Annotated in this window: 19 protein-coding genes and 1 pseudogene; 9 read left to right on the plus strand and 11 right to left on the minus strand. The window is 44.5% G+C overall.

Going from position 1 to position 18,892, the window contains the following annotated elements:
• On the plus strand, positions 1-418 hold a 418-nt coding region (locus tag AB4329_RS20430; RefSeq protein ID WP_372139171.1), incomplete at its 5' end, for a transposase.
• Between the two features lie 254 nt (positions 419-672).
• Here AB4329_RS20430 and AB4329_RS20435 read toward each other — a convergent pair.
• From AB4329_RS20435 to AB4329_RS20450, 4 genes are all read right to left on the minus strand, one after another.
• Positions 673-1,182: a hypothetical protein gene (locus AB4329_RS20435; RefSeq protein WP_372139173.1), complete on the minus strand. Its 510-nt coding sequence runs from the start codon at positions 1,180-1,182 to the stop codon at positions 673-675.
• 85 nt (positions 1,183-1,267) lie between these two features.
• Positions 1,268-1,687, minus strand: a complete 420-nt coding sequence (locus tag AB4329_RS20440; RefSeq protein WP_372139174.1) for a hypothetical protein — start codon at positions 1,685-1,687, stop codon at positions 1,268-1,270.
• Positions 1,688-1,749: 62 nt separating this feature from the next.
• Positions 1,750-2,202 (minus strand): hypothetical protein, encoded by a 453-nt coding sequence (locus AB4329_RS20445; RefSeq protein ID WP_372139176.1) that lies wholly within the window; start codon positions 2,200-2,202, stop codon positions 1,750-1,752.
• A 332-nt stretch (positions 2,203-2,534) separates the two neighbouring features.
• On the minus strand, positions 2,535-2,891 hold the full coding sequence (locus tag AB4329_RS20450; protein WP_372139177.1) for a DUF6404 family protein: 357 nt from the start codon (positions 2,889-2,891) through the stop codon (positions 2,535-2,537).
• A gap of 426 nt (positions 2,892-3,317) precedes the next feature.
• Here AB4329_RS20450 and AB4329_RS20455 point away from each other — a divergent pair, with 426 nt between their 5' ends.
• The 4 genes from AB4329_RS20455 (at position 3,318) to AB4329_RS20470 (ending at position 7,937) form a co-directional block, all read left to right on the plus strand.
• Entirely contained in the window at positions 3,318-4,274 is a 957-nt protein-coding gene (locus AB4329_RS20455; protein ID WP_372139178.1) for an integron integrase, read from the plus strand.
• A 108-nt stretch (positions 4,275-4,382) separates the two neighbouring features.
• Positions 4,383-5,282, plus strand: coding sequence for a homocysteine S-methyltransferase family protein (locus AB4329_RS20460; RefSeq protein WP_372139179.1), 900 nt, complete (start codon positions 4,383-4,385; stop codon positions 5,280-5,282).
• Between the two features lie 113 nt (positions 5,283-5,395).
• A complete protein-coding gene (locus tag AB4329_RS20465; RefSeq protein ID WP_372139181.1) occupies positions 5,396-6,406 on the plus strand; it encodes a Gfo/Idh/MocA family protein in 1,011 nt (336 codons plus the stop codon).
• A gap of 10 nt (positions 6,407-6,416) precedes the next feature.
• Entirely contained in the window at positions 6,417-7,937 is a 1,521-nt protein-coding gene (locus AB4329_RS20470; RefSeq protein ID WP_372139183.1) for an SgrR family transcriptional regulator, read from the plus strand.
• Between the two features lie 96 nt (positions 7,938-8,033).
• On the opposite strand, the gene AB4329_RS20475 is transcribed toward AB4329_RS20470, so the two are convergent.
• From AB4329_RS20475 to AB4329_RS20490, 4 genes are all read right to left on the minus strand, one after another.
• A complete protein-coding gene (locus tag AB4329_RS20475; RefSeq protein ID WP_372139184.1) occupies positions 8,034-9,128 on the minus strand; it encodes an HDOD domain-containing protein in 1,095 nt (364 codons plus the stop codon).
• A gap of 236 nt (positions 9,129-9,364) precedes the next feature.
• Positions 9,365-10,420 (minus strand): alcohol dehydrogenase family protein, encoded by a 1,056-nt coding sequence (locus AB4329_RS20480; protein WP_372139186.1) that lies wholly within the window; start codon positions 10,418-10,420, stop codon positions 9,365-9,367.
• Positions 10,417-10,935 carry a TetR/AcrR family transcriptional regulator gene (locus AB4329_RS20485; protein WP_372130848.1) on the minus strand — a complete coding sequence of 173 codons (519 nt, stop codon included), beginning with the start codon at positions 10,933-10,935 and terminating at the stop codon, positions 10,417-10,419. Before AB4329_RS20485 ends, AB4329_RS20480 begins: the two co-directional genes overlap by 4 nt.
• Positions 10,936-11,090: 155 nt before the next feature.
• Entirely contained in the window at positions 11,091-12,224 is a 1,134-nt protein-coding gene (locus AB4329_RS20490) for a multidrug effflux MFS transporter (RefSeq protein WP_372139187.1), read from the minus strand.
• Positions 12,225-12,321: 97 nt separating this feature from the next.
• Here AB4329_RS20490 and AB4329_RS20495 point away from each other — a divergent pair, with 97 nt between their 5' ends.
• The gene (locus tag AB4329_RS20495) at positions 12,322-13,095 is read left to right on the plus strand and encodes a helix-turn-helix domain-containing protein (protein ID WP_372139188.1); all 774 of its coding nucleotides are present in this window, start codon (positions 12,322-12,324) and stop codon (positions 13,093-13,095) included.
• Between the two features lie 84 nt (positions 13,096-13,179).
• Here AB4329_RS20495 and AB4329_RS20500 read toward each other — a convergent pair.
• Together AB4329_RS20500 and AB4329_RS20505 are read right to left on the minus strand one after the other, a co-directional pair.
• Positions 13,180-13,938: pseudogene (locus tag AB4329_RS20500) on the minus strand (glutathione synthase); the annotation flags it as partial.
• Positions 13,939-14,120: 182 nt separating this feature from the next.
• Positions 14,121-15,068, minus strand: coding sequence for a LysR family transcriptional regulator (locus tag AB4329_RS20505; RefSeq protein ID WP_017061092.1), 948 nt, complete (start codon positions 15,066-15,068; stop codon positions 14,121-14,123).
• 126 nt (positions 15,069-15,194) lie between these two features.
• Here AB4329_RS20505 and add point away from each other — a divergent pair, with 126 nt between their 5' ends.
• Complete coding sequence (add, locus tag AB4329_RS20510; RefSeq protein WP_372139190.1) at positions 15,195-16,193, plus strand: adenosine deaminase; 999 nt, start codon at positions 15,195-15,197, stop codon at positions 16,191-16,193.
• Between the two features lie 152 nt (positions 16,194-16,345).
• Complete coding sequence (locus AB4329_RS20515; RefSeq protein WP_372139191.1) at positions 16,346-16,903, plus strand: sugar O-acetyltransferase; 558 nt, start codon at positions 16,346-16,348, stop codon at positions 16,901-16,903.
• 205 nt (positions 16,904-17,108) lie between these two features.
• Here the strand turns inward: AB4329_RS20515 and AB4329_RS20520 are convergent, their stop codons facing one another.
• Positions 17,109-17,729 carry an HAD family hydrolase gene (locus AB4329_RS20520; protein ID WP_372139192.1) on the minus strand — a complete coding sequence of 207 codons (621 nt, stop codon included), beginning with the start codon at positions 17,727-17,729 and terminating at the stop codon, positions 17,109-17,111.
• Positions 17,730-18,094: 365 nt separating this feature from the next.
• On the opposite strand from AB4329_RS20520, the gene AB4329_RS20525 reads away from it, so the two are divergent.
• Positions 18,095-18,802, plus strand: a complete 708-nt coding sequence (locus tag AB4329_RS20525) for a GntR family transcriptional regulator (RefSeq protein ID WP_372139194.1) — start codon at positions 18,095-18,097, stop codon at positions 18,800-18,802.
• Positions 18,803-18,892 lie beyond the last annotated feature (90 nt).

Consider the following 18,892-nt stretch of genomic DNA (forward strand, 5'->3'; position numbering starts at 1 on the left):
ACAATGGGTGGTCGATTGCAGACAAGTGGGATACGGTCAGGCTGCGTTGAGCTATTTGGCTCGCTATCTCTATCGTGGTGTGCTGCCTGATGAAGACATCATCAGTATCACAGATGATACTGTCACCTTCCGCTATAAAGAGAGCCAGACCAATGCATGGCGAACGCGCACCTTGCCCACTCTGAAGTTCTTACTGCTCATTTTGCAGCACGCGCTGCCCAAAGGGTTGCAGCGAGTACGAGATTACGGTTTTTTACGTGGTCAAGCACACGCCTTAAGAGCCCGCATTCAACTGTTGTTATTGAACTTGCTCTATATAATGCCGCCGCTAACCGCACCGATAAGAACCAAAGCAATACGAGTATGCCCTTGCTGTCAGCATCAGATGGCGTGTGTTGGAGTAAGTCGACCCATCTAGCCGAAAGGCATTGATAACAAGGAGAATGGCATTGACGAGAGCAGAGGAGATGTAACGACGAAAGAAACGAAAAATAGCTAACTGATTGATATGATTGCTATCGCAACCTTATCTTAGCTTCGCTCGCTTTGAGAAAAGCCTCAAAGCGATGTGCCCTTCAAGTTCAATCGTACAATTTACTTAATAAAGTGGCTTCGGGCTTGTTCAACACTCGGGATTTAGTGTTGGCTGCGCAACACCTTAATCCTTATTTGTTATGTGCGTTCTAAAGCGAACTTCGCCAGATACTTACCAATATCTTCATGGCTTATATAGCAATCAAACAACCTAGCTTTCTCTATGTTGTTATTATAAAAGAATTGAGGAGCAATTAGGATGGTTTGGAAGTCTGTATAGTTCTTAAACTTCTCTTTGTTCATCCATTGTTTAGCTCTTTGCGAATACATTTCCGCTTGATATTCCGTAAAGTGCCCGTCGGATAATTTGTTCTCTATGTGGAGAGCGACCCTGCCACCATCTTGCCCCTCAAGTACCACCAGAATATCTGTTTCGGATTGACGCCTTTCGGTCACTGTACCATTAGTTGCAGGATCAAGCCTTTCGAAGTCAATTATTCCCCAAGGATGGTCTGAACGAGACCACAGGTACTTGTATCCACCACTTCTAAATTTCGTCTGATGAACGAACCATCTCAGAAAATCAGGATTGGTTTCAACTGCATTATTCAACACAGCATCTAACTCTTTCTCTGTGAACTTTACCATTTAGCCTCCAAGCACATAACGCTTTGCTCACCGGTAAATTGGGAGCGAAGCGAGTAATTTATCCGAGTGCAGCAACTTGTTAGCTTCACAAACCACCAGCTACAATTTCTCGCAATGATTTTATCTTCTCTTTTACACCTTCGTCTTTGATTATGTATGTGTCTGCTGCTTTTTCAATAAAGCCTAGCTCCCACTCAGAAAGTAATTGCTCCAACCGTTCACTATGCGACGAAAGCTGGATAAGGACATACTTAATGTCTCTTGGGATTTGGCTCCATGCGTCATCCCTCGTATCGTAGTTTGATTCCTTGCTCTCATGAAAATTCACATTACTTCCAGCGCCATTATTAGTGCACCAAACTTCATATATTTTCAGTAGCTCTAGCGCTCGGTTTAGTAATTGAATTTCTCTCTGATTCAGTATGCTATTTTTCTGCAACTTCTTAAGTGCACCAGATATTTCATTAGCTTTAAATGCTGCAATTGCTGCAATTGCTGCGGCCACTGCCGCTATTGCAGCAAGTAAAGGGGCAAGCGCATTTATTATTTACGCTATTTCACACATTCTTAACTTACTTGCCTCAAGTAAGAGCCTAGAATAGAGTTGCCTTTAAAGTGGATTGTTTTCACCATATTTAAGAACTCGTTAAACTGATCTAACTCCCCGCTTGCTGCTGAGTTTTTCTGCATGAAATCGAGCATGATAACGTAAGCTTGCTGTTCATCGGCCGGTAATGACGACATAGCTTGACCTGATTCATATAAGCTATGGACATTCTCCATTCTTTTTAAAGCTGCTAATTGATGGATTTTGGCAGCAATTTCTGGGTCACTTTCTGCTTTACTTACAAGAGTGTCTAAGTCCGATTTATTTTCGTTTATAGCAGCACGCATAAACAAGCCACGAATGATTCCATGAAGAACTGCAGCAATAAAAAAACCAGCAATAGCTCCCCCAATACCACCTACTACTCCGCCAATTACCACCCCAAGAAACGGAAAAACTGATTTTGAAAACATTCACATACCCCTAGTCTTTGTTTTTGATAAATGGGGAAATAATCAACATCCCAAGAAAAAATACAACTATTAACGGCCATAGTAAGGCTGATATGGCTGGAGCCTCAGCAGTAGCAACCCATTTTCTAAATGGCCAATATAAAAATGCAGCAATAACAAAGTAGACGGCAACCATAGATTTAATTCTCCTTAATGATGATTATTCCCTGTAGCACAGTTTCACGCCAGGGAAGCTAACGCCAAGCTAACGTGCCCGAAACCGTGGCATACACTTTTGCGAAGCAAAAATGCCACGCGTTACGGGTCACTGTTTAGCGTCTTGTTATGGCGCTTTACTTGTAGTGTTGCTGACACCACTTTTCCCAGTTTGTTTCGCCCAAAAGCTTTCGAGCCTTAATGGTGCGAAATACGTTGATAAGTCCCATACAAATACCAAATAGAGATGCTGAGACAAGATACGTTACCCAATTACTTGGCTCTGAATGCCAAAAAAACACCCACATCAACGCTCCCCATAATAGCCCCATAAATAAACCATGGGTTATGAGTATTTTTGCAGGCGATTGAAAAACTAGAGGCTTTTGGGAAGGGTCTTTATATCTAGACCAAATAAACCCTGTTGGCTTAGTTAAATCTGCAGGGACACCCTTCTCAATTAGGTGTTTTTGAATGAACTCTGCCTTTTCCATCTTCACCTCGCTATGCGCACGCTAGTTTTAAATCTAGGGCTTTATCAAAGTTTATCGAGAATTATGATTGAAGTGCTGCGACTGACTTCAAAGTCTGACTGCGCCATAACATTTTAATATTGTGCAAGCACGAATCCATCCGCTTAACATATCAAAAAGGTCACTCATAACCAACTGAATGCTATGCATTTAATATAAAAGTGGGTCTAAACAATAAGTGTGAAAACGTGCAAGCACATATTGCCGACTATGTAACGCTCGGCCTCATTCTTAACCACCCATAAATCTGCAGTATAATCAATAATTTAAAATAAGCCTCTCGTTAAATTCGTGCTCAATCAGAGTTAAAAACCACTCTTTTTTAAGTCATTAATTATTCAACAAGCAATAAACTGTCTGTATGTACAGATTTTGTGAGGGGAATATATGGCGAGTCAATTCATGCAGGCAATTTGCGAACATATGACGATGCGAGGCTATAGTCGCAAGACAATCAAAGCCTACTGTTACTGGATAAAATACTTCATTCATTTTCATAAGCTTAAACACCCTGAACAGATGCATGCCGCTGAAGTTGTCTCCTTTCTTTCTCATTTAGCTAATCAAAAAAAAGTAGCCATCAATACTCAAAAGGTAGCTCTCAATGCTCTAGCCTATTTATACAATCAATTTATTAAGCAACCTCTAGGAGACTTAGGGTTTAGCTATGCGACTCGGTCTCGAAAAATTCCTAGCGTACTCAATCATGCGGAAGCTATCTCGGTGATCAATGAAATAGATCCTAAATATCAACTGTTTTTTCGCTTGTTGTATGGTTCAGGTTTGAAAGTATCGGAATGCCTGAGGCTTCGAGTACAAGATATAGATCTAAAACAAGGGTCTCTCACTGTTCACAATGGGAAAGGAAATAAAGACCGAGTGACAATTTTAAGTTTTTCACTCACTGAAGCTATACAAGACAAAATTTCACAAGTTGCAGTTCTGCTCGCTAAAGATAACTTGAATGGGTTTGGGCCATCTTTGCCTCACCGATTAGGTAAAAAATACCCTAGTGCCTATCGACAACTTGCTTGGATGTACCTATTCCCATCAAAATCCGTCACTCAACACTCTGAGTCGGGGATCGTATGCCGACACCACCTACATGATTCGGTACTCCGAAAAACGCTGAAGAAGGCGACTAACTCTAATAAATTGCGCCACAAGCGAATTAGTTGTCATACTTTCAGGCACAGTTTTGCTACGCAACTTCTAAAGTCAGGCTCCGATATCAGAACGGTTCAAGAGCTACTGGGGCACAGTGATGTTAAGACAACTCAGATTTACACTCACGTTATTGGGCAACACTTTAGTGGCACGACTAGCCCGCTAGACGGCTTATAACGAAACTCCCTCATCGATAGTTGAACCTTGGCTTGATGGCTTCTGTCTGACAAGGTTGTCTGCTATGGTGGCGGCAGAACTTCAGCAATTGTTTAGATAGTATTGAATATGAAAACACTAACCATACTTGATGGCGGCATGGGCCGAGAACTCAAAGAAATTGGCGCGCCATTTTCTCAACCGCTTTGGAGTGCTCAAGCGCTGATTGAAGCACCCGAATTTGTTAGCCAAGCGCATCAAAACTTTGTCGATGCAGGTGCTGAAATCCTAATCACCAATAGCTACGCCTGTGTGCCTTTTCACTTGGGTGCAGAGCTGTTCGAGCAACGCGGTTTTGAACTAGCCACACTGTCTGGTGAGCTGGCTAAAGCAGTTGCAGACAATGCTACCCACACAGTGAAAGTGGCGGGCGCGATTCCACCGCCATTTGGCAGCTACCGACCAGACTTGTTTAAGGTAGAAGAGGCAGCGCCAATCATTCAAACGCTTTACGATGCCCAGGATCTAAACATCGATCTTTGGATAGCGGAAACCATCTGCAGCCTGCAAGAGTTCGAATCCATTCATGCGGTTCTTAAGCAGTCAGATAAGCCGTGTTACTACGCATTCAGTTTGGAAGATACCAAGGGCGATTCTGCCAATATTCGTTCTGGCGAGAGCGTAACAGACGCCATCAAACTTGCCTGCCAATCAAACGCGACAGGCATTATGTTTAACTGTTCAGTGCCTGAAGTGATGGATCAAGCCATTATCGATGCCAAGAAAGTGAACGATGAGCTAGGCCGTGATTTAGAAATTGGTGTCTATGCCAATAACTTTGCGCCTATCAGCAACGAACATGAAGCGAATGACATGTTTCAAGAAATGCGTGAGCTGGATGACCAAGGTTACTTAACTTACGCTAAACGCTGGCATGCACTGGGCGCGAATATTATCGGTGGCTGTTGTGGCATCGGGCCAAAACACATTAAAGCCCTAGCCGATTGGAAACACTCAATACAGAGCTAATCCTGAGCTTCAACTAGAATAAAATAAATAGAGAACAGGTTGAGAAATCTGTTCTCTATTTGTATGTGACGTCTCTGAGTACACTGATACAAAACAACGATTTGGAGTAACTGATGAGCGACACGCAACGAAAAATCAAATGGGGTATCGCAGGGCTAGGCAATATCGCCAATCGATTCGCTACCGCAGTCACAGAGCATTGTCTGCATGGTGAATTGTATGCCGTTGCCGCAAGAGATCACTCACGCGCAGCCACGTTCGCCAACAAGTTTGCTTGCGACAAGGCGTATGGTTCTTATGAAGAGATGGCGAATGACCCAAGTGTTGAAGCGGTTTACATCGCTACGGTTCACCCATACCACCAGCCACTCGCCGAACTGTTTCTAAAGAACAATAAGCACGTATTGGTCGAGAAGCCGGCTTTTACCAACCTTGCTGACTGGCTTGAGATGAAAGCTCTCGCGAAGCAAAATGGCGTGATGCTGTTAGAAGCAATGAAAACCGTGGTGTTTCCCGCATATCGTGAGCTCCAATCATTCTTGGTCGATAACAACATTCAGATAGATTCAATCGAAGCCAGCTTTGGTAACCATCATGACTATGAGCCCGATTTGTTTATCTTCAATCCGGATTTGTCAGGCGGAGCAACACTCGATGTTGGGGTCTATGGGCTTTGGTTCTTTTACGATCTGTGCCGAACGCTGGGTGTAAACCCTTCAAAACCTCAGGTAGAGATGTCGTGTCTTTATGAGGGAGCGAATGTTGATACCAATGCATGCTTTACATTCTCTGGTGATATAAGCGGTAAGATATCGGCATCAACAGTGCAAAACCTTCCCCGATCAGCACACTTGAGTGGACCTGAAACCAAAATCACCATTCACGAAAAATGGTGGAATCCGGCCTTTATTGAGATTGAACATCAAGGCAAAAAGTCGACCATTAACTACCGAGTGATAGGGAATGGATTCGAGTTTGAAATCGACCATTTTTCAGATTTGGTGCTTCAAGGCAAAACTGAATCGAATATCCTGAGCTCAGAGATAACCTCTCGAGTTCTCGATACGATGGAAAACGCACTGATTGATTCTGGCTATTCACATTTAACTCAACCTCGTCGTTAGGAAAAGCAAATTGGGCAACCTTAAGCGTAAGCTTGAACTGTATGAAAAGATATTTCAGGCTTTTGGGCCTGGAGTATCACACTGTCAGGTCAACCAACTGGCCACACTGCTGCACGTGAGTGAACGTCACGTTCAGACCTTACTCAAAGCGATGACAGCACAAGGCTGGATTGAGTGGCAAGCTAGCTCAGGCCGCAGCAAGAAGGCACAACTCACGTGTCTGGTTGAACCCATTGAGGCGTGTTACCAATACGCGCAAACCCAAGCAGATGCAGGCAACATAGAACAGGTGTTTAACACCTTAAGCTTCAACGGCCGCAATGCTAGCGCTGAGTTACAAGCCTTTCTAAGCAATACCAATCCGTCGGCGCAGAATATCGCGTACATCCCGTTTCACCGAGAACTCGAAGCGCTTCACCCTCAACGCGTGCTTAGACGCACCGAACGTTTCTTAGTTATGCAAGTTTGCCAACGCCTAACCTCCGTTAAGCACAGCAAACTCAGCGGCGATCTGGCTTATCATTGGCAGCCTAATCAAGATGCGACACAGTGGCACTTTCAGATTCGCAATGGTGTTCACTTTCATAACGGAAGAACACTCGAACCTCAAGACATAGCACGCAACCTTAACTCTCTCTGCCAAAGCAAAATATGGCGTCGCTGTTATCAGCATATTGATGAGGTCTCTGTCTCGGCAGGCAATGTGGTTGTCGTAAAGTTGAATCAACCTGATTGGCATTTACCGCGCCTACTTGCTAGGGCTGAAGCCTCCGTATTCGATCACTCATCACCGACTGATAGGCTGATTGGATCTGGCGCGTTCTCATTAGACATCTTCTCAAGCAAGATGTTGAGATTGAGCCGCAATAGCGCCTATTCACACAGCACGCCGATTCTGAATCGAGTCGAGTTGTGGGTCTATCAGGAATGGGCACAGAGCAAAGCCTGCGCTCAAAATCAGGTGTGCGTGAAACTGCCCGAGAAGACGACCACCGTGCGTGGGGATGACCATTCTTCCCAACCGGATTTCGGCTCAACCTTCTTTAAGATTCAAAGCCCGATGTTGTCTTCAACCGTTCGTGAGTTCACCGTTGAAGACACCTCTGAATGCCAAGCCCTTTTCGATCAGTTGTCAGTGTCTGGCGACCACAAAACCAGCGTGGAATATGGGCACTACCTAACTCACTACCTAACTACCAAAGACGTCGCGCTGTGCAGTATTATTGATGAGAACGACACCTTCACTTCGTGGTTAAGCTTTTTCACTCGCTTCCCGTTTGAGGAATTAACTTTACCTTCTGAGATGCTAGAGACAATCGAACAAGGCTTAGCCTCAATAACAAACCAACCAGACTTTGAGTTAGCGATGAATGCACTGTTGTCGCTCCGGCATTGGTTGCATGAATCTGGGGTTGTGACTGAGCTCAAGCAAGAGGCGTTCAACTTAGAGGTTTCTGAAAAGATACACGGCGCACAAGTAAATGGTTTCGGTTGGTGCGAACTCGACAAGCTGTGGATTAGCCATTTGTAAGCGTATTTCGTAGCTGAATGTATTTCACAACCTAGCCCAACCAAGCTGCAACCAATCATTATGTTCAGTCACAGCGTAGGTCGAATAGGCTAAGGGTTAGCTCACTAGCGATAATTCAGACTCTTTATAGATACGGTTAGCCACTTTGTATGCAGCCGGAGACATCAGTGTCTCTTTGCATCTGCGCTTAAATTGCTCGACTTCAATCGTTTGTTCTTCCAGTAAATAGCACAGCTCACTCAAGTAGTTAGCTTCAAACACAGCTTGACCAAGTGGTGTGCATTCGTATCGGCTAGACTCTTGGTAGCCAATCGCGGTCAACACTGATTCTGGCAGTTCCCAGAACTTAGCAATGGTGTAAGTCAGGCGAATAGAGTAGCTGTTCATCAGGCGCTTCAATGCCAACGAGTTAGGTGGAACAGAAGGATCAACATGCTTGAAGGCTTCTACCATCATCTGGAAAATGATCATCTTGCCTAAGTTGCGAATTAACCCAACAAAGTATGCCGCTGCTTGATCTTCTTGAGGTGAAGAGTCTTTCATCAACTCCTTAGAAAACGACGCAGTCTGAACACTGTGATTCCAAATTTTCTCACCGAAGTGACGCCAGTAAATATTGTTCCCCGGCGTGAAGTTCTTCATGTAGCTATTCACCACCCCTTCAACGAGCCCTTGAGAACCCATATTTAAGAATGCTGTTTTTAGGTCGGTAACCTGTTTTTCATTGCGTTTGTAAAAGGCGCTATTTGCCAGTTTAATCACATCGGCAGCCATACTCGGCTCGCGCTCAATCACTCTTAACAGAGTATCGACATCAAACTCATCGCTCTGTAATTCGCCCATTAACGTGGTCACAGAGGCTGGCATCACTGGAAGTTCATTAAGCAAGGCTTTTGGAGAGCGAATCAAGCGTTCGATTTGGCAAGCGACAAAATCACTAAATGGGTCTGACTCCGTTCGAAGGCGAGACTCTCCAAACAAATAATCAAGGAACTCACCATCGTGAAGGCTAAGCGTCTTATCGACGATTAATGATGATGGCTGAGCGGACGACGGCGGAACAAAAATTGAAGACTGAACAGAATCAGTAGCAACGGTTTGTTGTTGCTCTTGTTGGGCAAGCTCTGCAGAGGGTTTGTTTTTTGAATCAACAAAAGGTGAGAATAGTGCCTGCAATACCCTTTTAAACATCAATACGGCTCCTAGATGATTATCAAACAATTCGGAATATATAACGGCGGTGATTATCGCACAGTTAATTCATAAACCACACAGTGACAAATGAATCATTAATTTCTCAGCTGTATAGGATCTGTTACTCAACGGGCTGCGAGACTGTGCCTACCAGCATTCACTAGAAACAAAAAAAGCGAGCACATAACGCTTGCTCGCTCTTCCATAAATCTAAACCGTGAAGCTGACTAAAACTAGCGCTCTGCCACTTCCAACACGATCTTACCAACGTGTTTTTTCTTTAAAAACTCATCTTGCGCTTTATGAATATCGGCTAACGGATAAGACTCTGCAACGATGGCGCCAATCTGCTGTTTCTCAATACGGTTGACTAGATTCTGGAATACCTGTGGCTCTAAAACCGTGCAACCAAAAAAGCTGAGATCTTTGAGATACAAAGTGCGAACATCAAGCTCAACCATTGCACCACCAATCGCACCAGACACAGCATAACGGCCATGCGGTTTTAGGACTTCAAGAAACTCTGGCCACTTGTCACCAGCAACTAAATCGATCACCACATTCACGCTGCTTTCGCCTAGCGCGTTAACCAAATCTGCATCACGGGCAATCACTTCATCAGCGCCAAGTTCAAGTAACTGTTGGTTCTTGCTTGGGCTAGTGATGGCAATAACATACGCGCCGCGAGCTTTTGCTAGCTGAATAGCCGCAGAGCCCACACCGCCCGATGCACCTGAGATCAGCACGCGATCAGCTTCAGCCACGTTGGCGCGAGTCAGCATGTTTTCTGCGGTCGAATAAGAGCATGGGAAAGACGCTAGCTCAACATCCGACATTGTGCTGTTCACCGCGTAAGCATGCTTAGCTGCTACTTTGGTGTATTCAGCGAAACCACCATCGCATTCAGATCCGAAATACCATGGCTGTGGTAGATCTTGTCCATAAACCTCGGTCAAACAAGGCTCAATCAGAACACGCTCACCAATACGATCAGCCGAGACTTCGTTACCAACAGCTACAATAAAACCGCACACATCGGCACCTTGGATGCGAGGGAATTTCAACGCTTCACCCGACCAACTGGCATCGTCTGAATCATCACTTTTCGCATACCAACCGATTCGTGTGTTGATGTCGGTGTTGTTCACGCCTGCTGCCATGACTTTGATCAGCACTTCATTAGGCTCAATTTGTGGAACAGCAATGTCTTCACGGTACCCAAGCATTTCTGCCCCGCCGTGTCCTAGCATCTCTGCGCCTTTCATTGTTTTTGGTATCTCGAAATTCATACTGTTTCCTTGAGTAATTTTGTCACCATCTTCTGTGCCGATGCCACTGCTTCTTCGCCTAAGACTGGCCACGCGCTTGATACTCCTTCATGAAGTAAAAACAGCGGTGTCGCGAGCTCCTCTCGCAGGCTCTGCTTGCCTATTAGCAAACGAACTTGTTCTTTATGCTGTGTAACCGCTTGGCTGATAAGCTCATTATCGGGAAACGCGGCCATCGCATTCATCGACATACACCCGTGCGGCGCATATTCTTCTAACCATTGTTGAAGCTTGTTGAAGATATGAGTAACCGATGCGAGCCCCTTTTCAGGCGACGTTTCCAACAAGAAATCTAGGTAACGTTGGTGTCGATACTCCAAGGCACCAACGATCATCGCTTCTTTTGAAGGGAAGTGTTTATACAAGGTTCTTAGGCTTACATCGCACGCCGTTTTCAGCTGTGCAACACTCGGCTCAGCAAAACCTTGCTGGCTAAACGCCACTTCAAGGCTTGCTGCAATCTGTTCTCTCAACATAGTGCTCTCTCAATACCCGACAAAGGGTAGAATGATTGTTCTACTTACAGGGTAGAACGATCACTCTACCTCTGTCAATATCCAAATTTACACACCAAGAAATGATAAATTCCGCGCCAAACAGGACACGGAATTTATCAATACAGATGAGAGACTTAGCGTTTAAGCTGGAGTCGACTGCGTATCGTCACCAGAACAGATAAAGCGCCACAAAGTACCAACACTACACCTAGATCTTGGAGCATTCCCGCTAAAGCGAGCCCTGAGCCGATCAAGGTGTAATACATCAAACCAAACAGTGCGCCTGCACTTCCTGCTTGAGATTGGTAACGTACCAACGCTCGGCTCAATACATTGGGAATCGCAATGCCAAACGCCATAACCACCAACATCATTGGAAGCAATAACCAGATCGTGTGTTGTGAAAAATAGACACCCACCGCACCTAATGTTTGAAGCCCTGCTGCGATACCAATCAGAGACATTGAAGACACTTGTCTCTTCAACAATGTCTTGTTCACCAAGCTTCCCAACAGAGTCCCGAACCCAAGCACAATGCCGCTGTAGCCAAACTGCTCAACGCTAAATCCAAGTTGAATGAAGGCAAATGAACCCAATTGATAATAGGAAAACAGTGCAATATTGAACGACGCGACCAGCAACGCAGACATCCATATATCGCTATCTTTGACCATGTGAATACTGAGTGACTTTAACTGCAATGGCTGCTTAGATTGTTGCGTTTCAGGCAATGACCATAGGCTATGTGCCAACAGCACTAACACCATAATAAACAGGGCAATAAACACATATTGATGCCCGCCCGCTTGGCTTAGTTGACCGCCAAGAAGCAGCCCGATGATTGGACTAATCGACAGCCCCATCCCCATGTAACCAAACACCTTGGCCAGTTCCGCGCCGCTAAAGGCATCGCGCAACATGGTTTGTGTCACCACCGAGCCCACCGCAAGCCCGAAAGCACCCATGGCTCTGGCTATCATCAACCAAACAAAGCTATTGGTTTGCATAGCAATGAGTGCTGAACAAGCGAATAACCCCATGCCCAATAACATGGTTGGTCGGCGCCCCCACTTGTCAGCTAACACGCCCCATACCACCACACCCACCGCAAATGCAGAGAAGTAAATCGATAGGGTTTGAGCAGCTTGTGTGTAACTGACATCAAAGGATTTCGATATTGAATCCAGAGTCGGGCTATAGATGGTTTCTGCGATTTGAGGGAACATCAGCAATAGCACCATTTGCCATAAAGAAGGTTTTGTTTTCATCATTTTTCCAAGACCAGTGAACTTGACGAGGAGTCTAGGGGAAACTAACCTTGGCTCGTTAACAACATTAAAACCAAAAACAACAAGATTAGGACAAATGGCATTAATCAGCGAAACGATTGAGTTTGATGCAGACAGCTTACCTGCGCCCGTAATAGGGATTGCGGCAGAGCTAGGTCAGCATGATTCAGGAATACATCACCACGTAAAAGGACAGTTGCTGTATGCTCCGCAGGGTTGCATCGCCTTGACCTTAGAAAACGCCATTTGCATTTTGCCGCCGACTAAAGCCGTGTGGATCCCGCCTTATACCAAACATCGCGCGCAGATGACCAATGTGGTTGCTTATCGGTCGCTCTATTTTGATAGCAGTATTTACACCTGCCCAGAAGCGATTGAAATTGTGGAAGTGAATGAGCTTTTAAAAGCCCTGATCAATAAGATGGCTTTCTGGGATTGGGATGTTGCCCGCGAGCAAACCACCAATACCGCCAACCTATTCTGGGAAGAGTTTTACAGTGCTAACCAACACTCGTTTATCTTGCCACTACCGACAGATCGCCGCTTTAAAAGCTTTTGCAAACAAGTCCGAACCGCTTCCTTTCTTGCCCCAGCCCTCTCGACATTAGCGAACTCGGTTGGCGCAAGCACCAAAACGATTACTCGATTATTCAAAGCCGAAACAGGCATGACTTACCAAGAGTGGCGACAGCAATGGCGCTTGTTTAAAGCGATTGAACTGCTCTCAGAAAACCGACAAGTCGTTGATGTGGCTCATCTGCTAGAGTTCTCATCCAACAGTGCGTTTATCGCTTTTTTCAAACAGCAAACTGGACAAACCCCGTTGGCCTTTACCAAGTTAGGGGCGTGATTGTTGTTATCCAAACTCTGAAGTTTTACTGAGCTCAGATACAAAAAACCAGAACATGAGTTCTGGTTTTTAATGCCGATTCAACTAATCAATCAACACCAACGAATCGAGAATCCCTTTGCCACTGTGGATTCCACCTTCATTTTCGCTGGCAGGTTTACTGCGGATCAAGTAACCCGCGTAGCCGTCTAGCTCTGTTACTGGTTCACCTTTGAAGTAAACGGTGAACAAACCCACTTCGCTGACTAAGTCTGTCACGAGCGTTTGGTGAGTGTCACGCACTGCAATGGTCGGCACGTCACGTTCATGCGGGTACAAGCGCTGCATCAATGCCCACGCGTCATACTCTTCTGGTTTAAGCTGGCTCAGTTGTTCGCTGATGTCGTCACCAAAGACACAATGACCACCGCCCTCACCTTGGTTTTTCAGCTCCCATTCTTGCTTATCAGCTTGTGTGTTAAACCATTCAATTGCTTCATTGGTGATAGGCTTCATATCAGCCAGAACACTCTTGACCAGTTCGGCTTCTTCTCGCGTTAAACCCCAGCGGGCGTATTCTGCTGCTGACATCATGGTCAGCAGCATTTGCATGGTTTTGCTGGTCGCTAATTGCTGGCTGATAGTCGCGTTCATTGCGACATGGTGTTGCTCCATAAACAAGCGAGTCTGACTTAACGTATGGCAACACACCGATTCATTTAGCTCTGGAGCCCAATAATCTGAATACTGGTAGCCAGCTCTTAAATACACCACATCGACAGCTCCGACATCTTTCAATAGCAGGCGTTGATTATCGCCCGATGAAAGCTGACAGCTCAACTGTTCAAAAGTACGACGCACCGTGCATAATTGCCCACTCACAAGCATCTTCAATGACTTGTTGCGGAATCGATGGCATTGGATTCATTTAGATATCTCATTCTTGGCGGGCATTTGGCACCCGTAATAAGACAATGCTCATTCTAAAAAGACGAAATAAATTTAAAAAAACTTATTTCGCCGTTTTGATCATCGTAGCTCGCGGTTTACAGCTGAGGTTCTTGGGTCTTATTGACTATGAGGTCGCGAAGCCATTTGTGGCTTGGTTCAGAATCAAAGTAACGGTGCCAAAGCAAAAACAAACCACCGGGAACCAACTCAATAGGAATCGGCTTCATCACCAGTTCGCCACTCTCAATATAGTCACGAACCGAGTTGTACGGATAACACATCAGCAAATCGCTTTGTTTGCACAGCTTTACTGCGCTGGTGATGTCCGACACGTTGGCGGCTTTGTTAATTTGAAGCTGTTTGGCTTGCAAGATTTCCAGTAGCAACCAGTCGCCAACGCCACCGGTCACCAACTGAATATGACGGTATTTAAGGAAGGCTTGCAGATTCCACTCTTCTTGAAGTACTGGGTGATCATTTCGCATCAAGCACACAGAGTAATCTTGCAGCAACTCGACGTGGTTTAGCTCGGCAGGGATATTTTGAATGTGGGTGCTAGCCCTTTCATCGAGCTCAAAAATTCCAATCCCGAAATCGACCTCACGCTTTAGTAAGCGCTTAAAGGTTTCGCTGCTCCAAGTAGTGCTGTTTACCGTAATGTTCGGCGCATCTGCTAGCGCGTTAGGCATAAATTTAGGGTAAATCGCGGTATAAGCGGTTTCAACAAGATCGATATTAAAAGTACGTTCGCTGTCTTTCGGCTCAAAAATGTCCGGCACGGTTAGCTGTTCAACTTGCAGAAGGATTTGATGAATTTTAGGCGCTAAAGAGGTGGCTTTCGGTGTTGGAAACAGGCCTTTTGACTCACGTTCAAACAAAGGGTCGTCAAACAAAGAACGCAGCTTAGTGAGTTGTTTACTCACCGCAGACTGACTAAGGAACAATCGCTCTGCCGTTTTGCTCACGCTGCGCTCTTCAAGCAACACGTGTAAACACAGCAGTAAATTCATATCACATTTGAGTAAGCTTTTAACATCTACCATGATATTCCTTAAATTCAGATTAATGATGACTTTATGTCACTTTAAATCATATCACAAACTTGTTAATTTAAGCCCATGTAACCTATGAGTTAATAACTCAAAAAATAATAGACCTAAGGAATACTCATGAACTTTCTAGCACTCCCTAAGATTGATCTGCACTGCCACCTAGACGGAAGTGTTCGTCCAGACACCATTATTGATCTGGCGAAACAGTACGGAATCGAACTTCCAGAAGACCGTGAAGCGGTAGTAAAGTCTCTAACAGTGCCTGAAGATTGCAAAAACCTTGATGAGTACCTAGCTTGCTTTAGCCTGCCACTGCAAGTGATGCAAACGGAAGAAGCGATTGAGCGTATCTCTTTTGAGCTTTACGAAGACGCAGCACTAGAAAACGTTAAGTACCTAGAAGTTCGTTTTGCACCGATTCTTCACGTAAACAAGGGCTTGTCTCTTGATGCAATCATCGCAAGTGCGGTTAAAGGCATGAAGCGTGCAGAAGAGAAATACGACATTAAGGGCAACTACATCATGTCTGTACTTCGTATGTTCCCGAAAGACTCAATCAAAGATGTAATCGACGCTGGTAAACCATACCTTGGTAAAGGCGTGGTTGCGTTTGATATTGCAGGCGGTGAAAAGCCGGGCTTCTGCGCTGAATTCCCTGAGTACACGCAATACGCTATTGAACAAGGCTACCGCATTACCGTGCACGCTGGTGAGCAATGGCATGGTCAAAACGTTTACGATGCAGTAACTATGTTGGATGCTGAGCGTATCGGCCACGGTGTCCACATCCAAGGTAACGAAGACGCATACAACATCGTTAAAGAGAAGCAAGTTGCACTTGAGACTTGCCCAACAAGTAACGTTCAAACTAAATGTATTCACAAATTCAGCGACCACCCAATTGCTGAATTCAAGAAAGACGGCATCGTTGTAACGATCAACACAGATAACCGCACTGTGTCGAACACTACCATGACCAACGAAGTAAAACGTGCGTGTGAAACATTCGGTCTAACAAAAGAAGATTACGTAGAAATCTACAAGTACTCTGTAGAAAGTGCGTTTGCTTCAGACGAAGTGAAACAGCACCTAATGGGTTTCGTTGAGCAAATCTAATTGGTAAAGCGCGCCTTTTGCTGAATAGCTGGGCTCACTTAGCATTAATGCTTAAAGGTACAAAATAGGAAGAGAAAGGCTGAGGCTTTTCTCTTTTTTTATGTCCAATTATCCGTATTCTAATATCGATGTTGACGAATGGGATGCAAACAATGAAAACAGAACTCGAGAAAATGCTGTCCGGCGAGATTTTTGATGGCGCAGACCATGAGGTAGACCACATGCGCACTCACGCCAGCAAGGCGCTATCAGACTTGAATCAATGTTCAGACGATACTCAACTACCAAGTCTTCAGGCTAATCTGTTTGGTAAAGTAGGAAGCAGCGTTGTCCGTCCTCCTTTTCATTGCGAGTTTGGCAAAACCATCGAGATCGGTGACGACACCTTTATCAACATGAACGTGGTGATGCTTGATGGCGCGAATATCAAGATTGGTAACAATGTTTTAATTGGACCAAGCGTCCAATTCTATACGCCATCACACTCCCTTGATTATCGTAGCCGTCGTAAATGGGAAACTTTCTGCCTACCTATCACAGTCGAAGACGATGTGTGGATTGGTGGAAACTCAGTCATCAACCAAGGCGTTACGATTGGCGCTCGCTCTGTTATCGCAGCGAACTCAGTGGTTAACAGTGATGTACCACCAGATTGCCTGTACGGCGGCACTCCAGCCAAGTTGATTCGGCATTTGGATACTGAGCAATAAAGTTAAATAGAAAAATAAAGCTCATTAAAAGAACAAATAGAAAAAGAGGCGATGTTCATGATGAAACAGCGCCTCTTTTTAATCGATTCGTTTTAGCTTTTATCAGTCTTTTCTATCCGTCGTTTTTCTACTTATCTTGCCTACCTAGATTATCTACATAGAGAAACCTGACTAAAATAGATAGCTTGAGAATTTCGCTACATGATCACGTAAATTCGACGCCAAGAGCACGAAGTTCGTTCTCACATTGCGCAGAATCGATAAACTGAATACCCGCCATACCTACGGCTTTTGCTCCTTCTACGTTGTAAGGCATATCATCAATGAACACCGTTTCTGAAGCCTCCAGTCCATTATTTGAAAGCAACGCTTGGTAAATCTCAGGCTGCGGTTTAAGCATGCCAAGTTCAGCGGATACGGCTGCGCCATCAAACAAAGGCCAAAATTCGTAGGTGGCTTTTAGGTGTTCAACAATCTCGACCACGTTGTCGGTAAGTGCATACACACCATACCCAGCACGCTTTACGCGCTCGATAAGGTCGACAGAACCATGCAATAAGATCTGCGTTTGCTTAACGTAATAGAACAGGCGATCGCACTCTAACGGGGACAAGTCGAGTTCTTGTTGATAACGAAGCTTGGCCTCACTTTCGGTCAAGAACCCTTTGTTCAAATCCATCCAAATCGTACTTTGAAAAATAGAACGAGCTCGAGACTCCAATTCTTCAGTATCACCAAAAGTAAGCCGGGCAATTTCCAGAGGTGCCCAACGCACAATGACATTGCCTACATCAAACACCACATTTTTGATTTCATTAGAACTCATACACACTCCCGTATCACCATGTCATTGATGGAAAAACGACACAAAGTGCCGCACATCAAGATTCATAGCGAACGTTTATAAATTTAAAACCTTGGTTAGAATATACAATCAATAGAGTACAAAAAAGGCCATCATTACGACGGCCTTCTCAATATTCAAAACGATACAACCATCAACATAGATCAGCTTTAGATGACACGATTGTCGATGCGCCGTCAGAAGTATTTTAACGATAGAACACGGCTCATTTCCCATCATCTAATTGGCCTTCTATGTTAGAATTATCGGCCAGTTCGGAATGCGCTGAGTATCTGATTTAGTTAACTATAATTTAATCACCATGAGTGCTTTTTTAAGTTTTTAGAATGAAAAAATATGAATTAGTTGTTCAAGATATTGTGAGCAAAATTTGCCAAAACAGTATCGGCCATAAGCTTCCTGCAGAAAGAGAACTGTCTGAAATATATGGATTATCTCGTTTCACGATTCGTAAAGCACTAGCCAAGCTAGAGGCTATTGGCATGGTGAAATCTAAGGTGGGTTCTGGTTACTTCGTCAACACTTCTCTCATTGGTACACCACTGGTGTACAACTCCATCACTGAAAACAGTTTTGAAGAGATCTCTTATAAAAAGCTCCAGTTGAATAAAGCGCTACCCGATAACCACGAACAGCAGATTTTTTCTTTAGACGACAATGACTACATCTGGAAAATTAGACGGCTTCGATTGATTAACAACAAAGTAGTTCAGATTGAAGAAGCCAAGATCCCTGTCAGTGTCTTCCCAGAGATGAATGCCGAGATCATTGAAAGCTCAATCCAGAAACATGCATTGGCGAAAGGTCTTCAGATCGATAGCTACTTAACGACGTATCAAGCGATCAACGTATCTAAAGAAGACGCGGAGTTGCTCGGCTGCAAAAAAAATGCCGCGGCGATGAATATCACCAACCGAGGTTTCTTAGCATCGGGGGATCTATTCATCGTCAGCGATATCATCGACATCAAATATCAATGCACCTATCACACTCCTTTTAACAATGAGAGCATGAGCTTCCGAGATAAGAAGTAACCTTTTAATTCGATTTAATATGGTTAATTTTTATAGATATAAGTTAATTACTCTATAGATTAGCCACTAATATTATTTCACATCTAATAT

The sequence above is a fragment of the Vibrio sp. 10N.261.54.A5 genome (genome assembly GCF_041471145.1).
Taxonomy (GTDB): Bacteria; Pseudomonadota; Gammaproteobacteria; order Enterobacterales; family Vibrionaceae; genus Vibrio; species Vibrio crassostreae_C.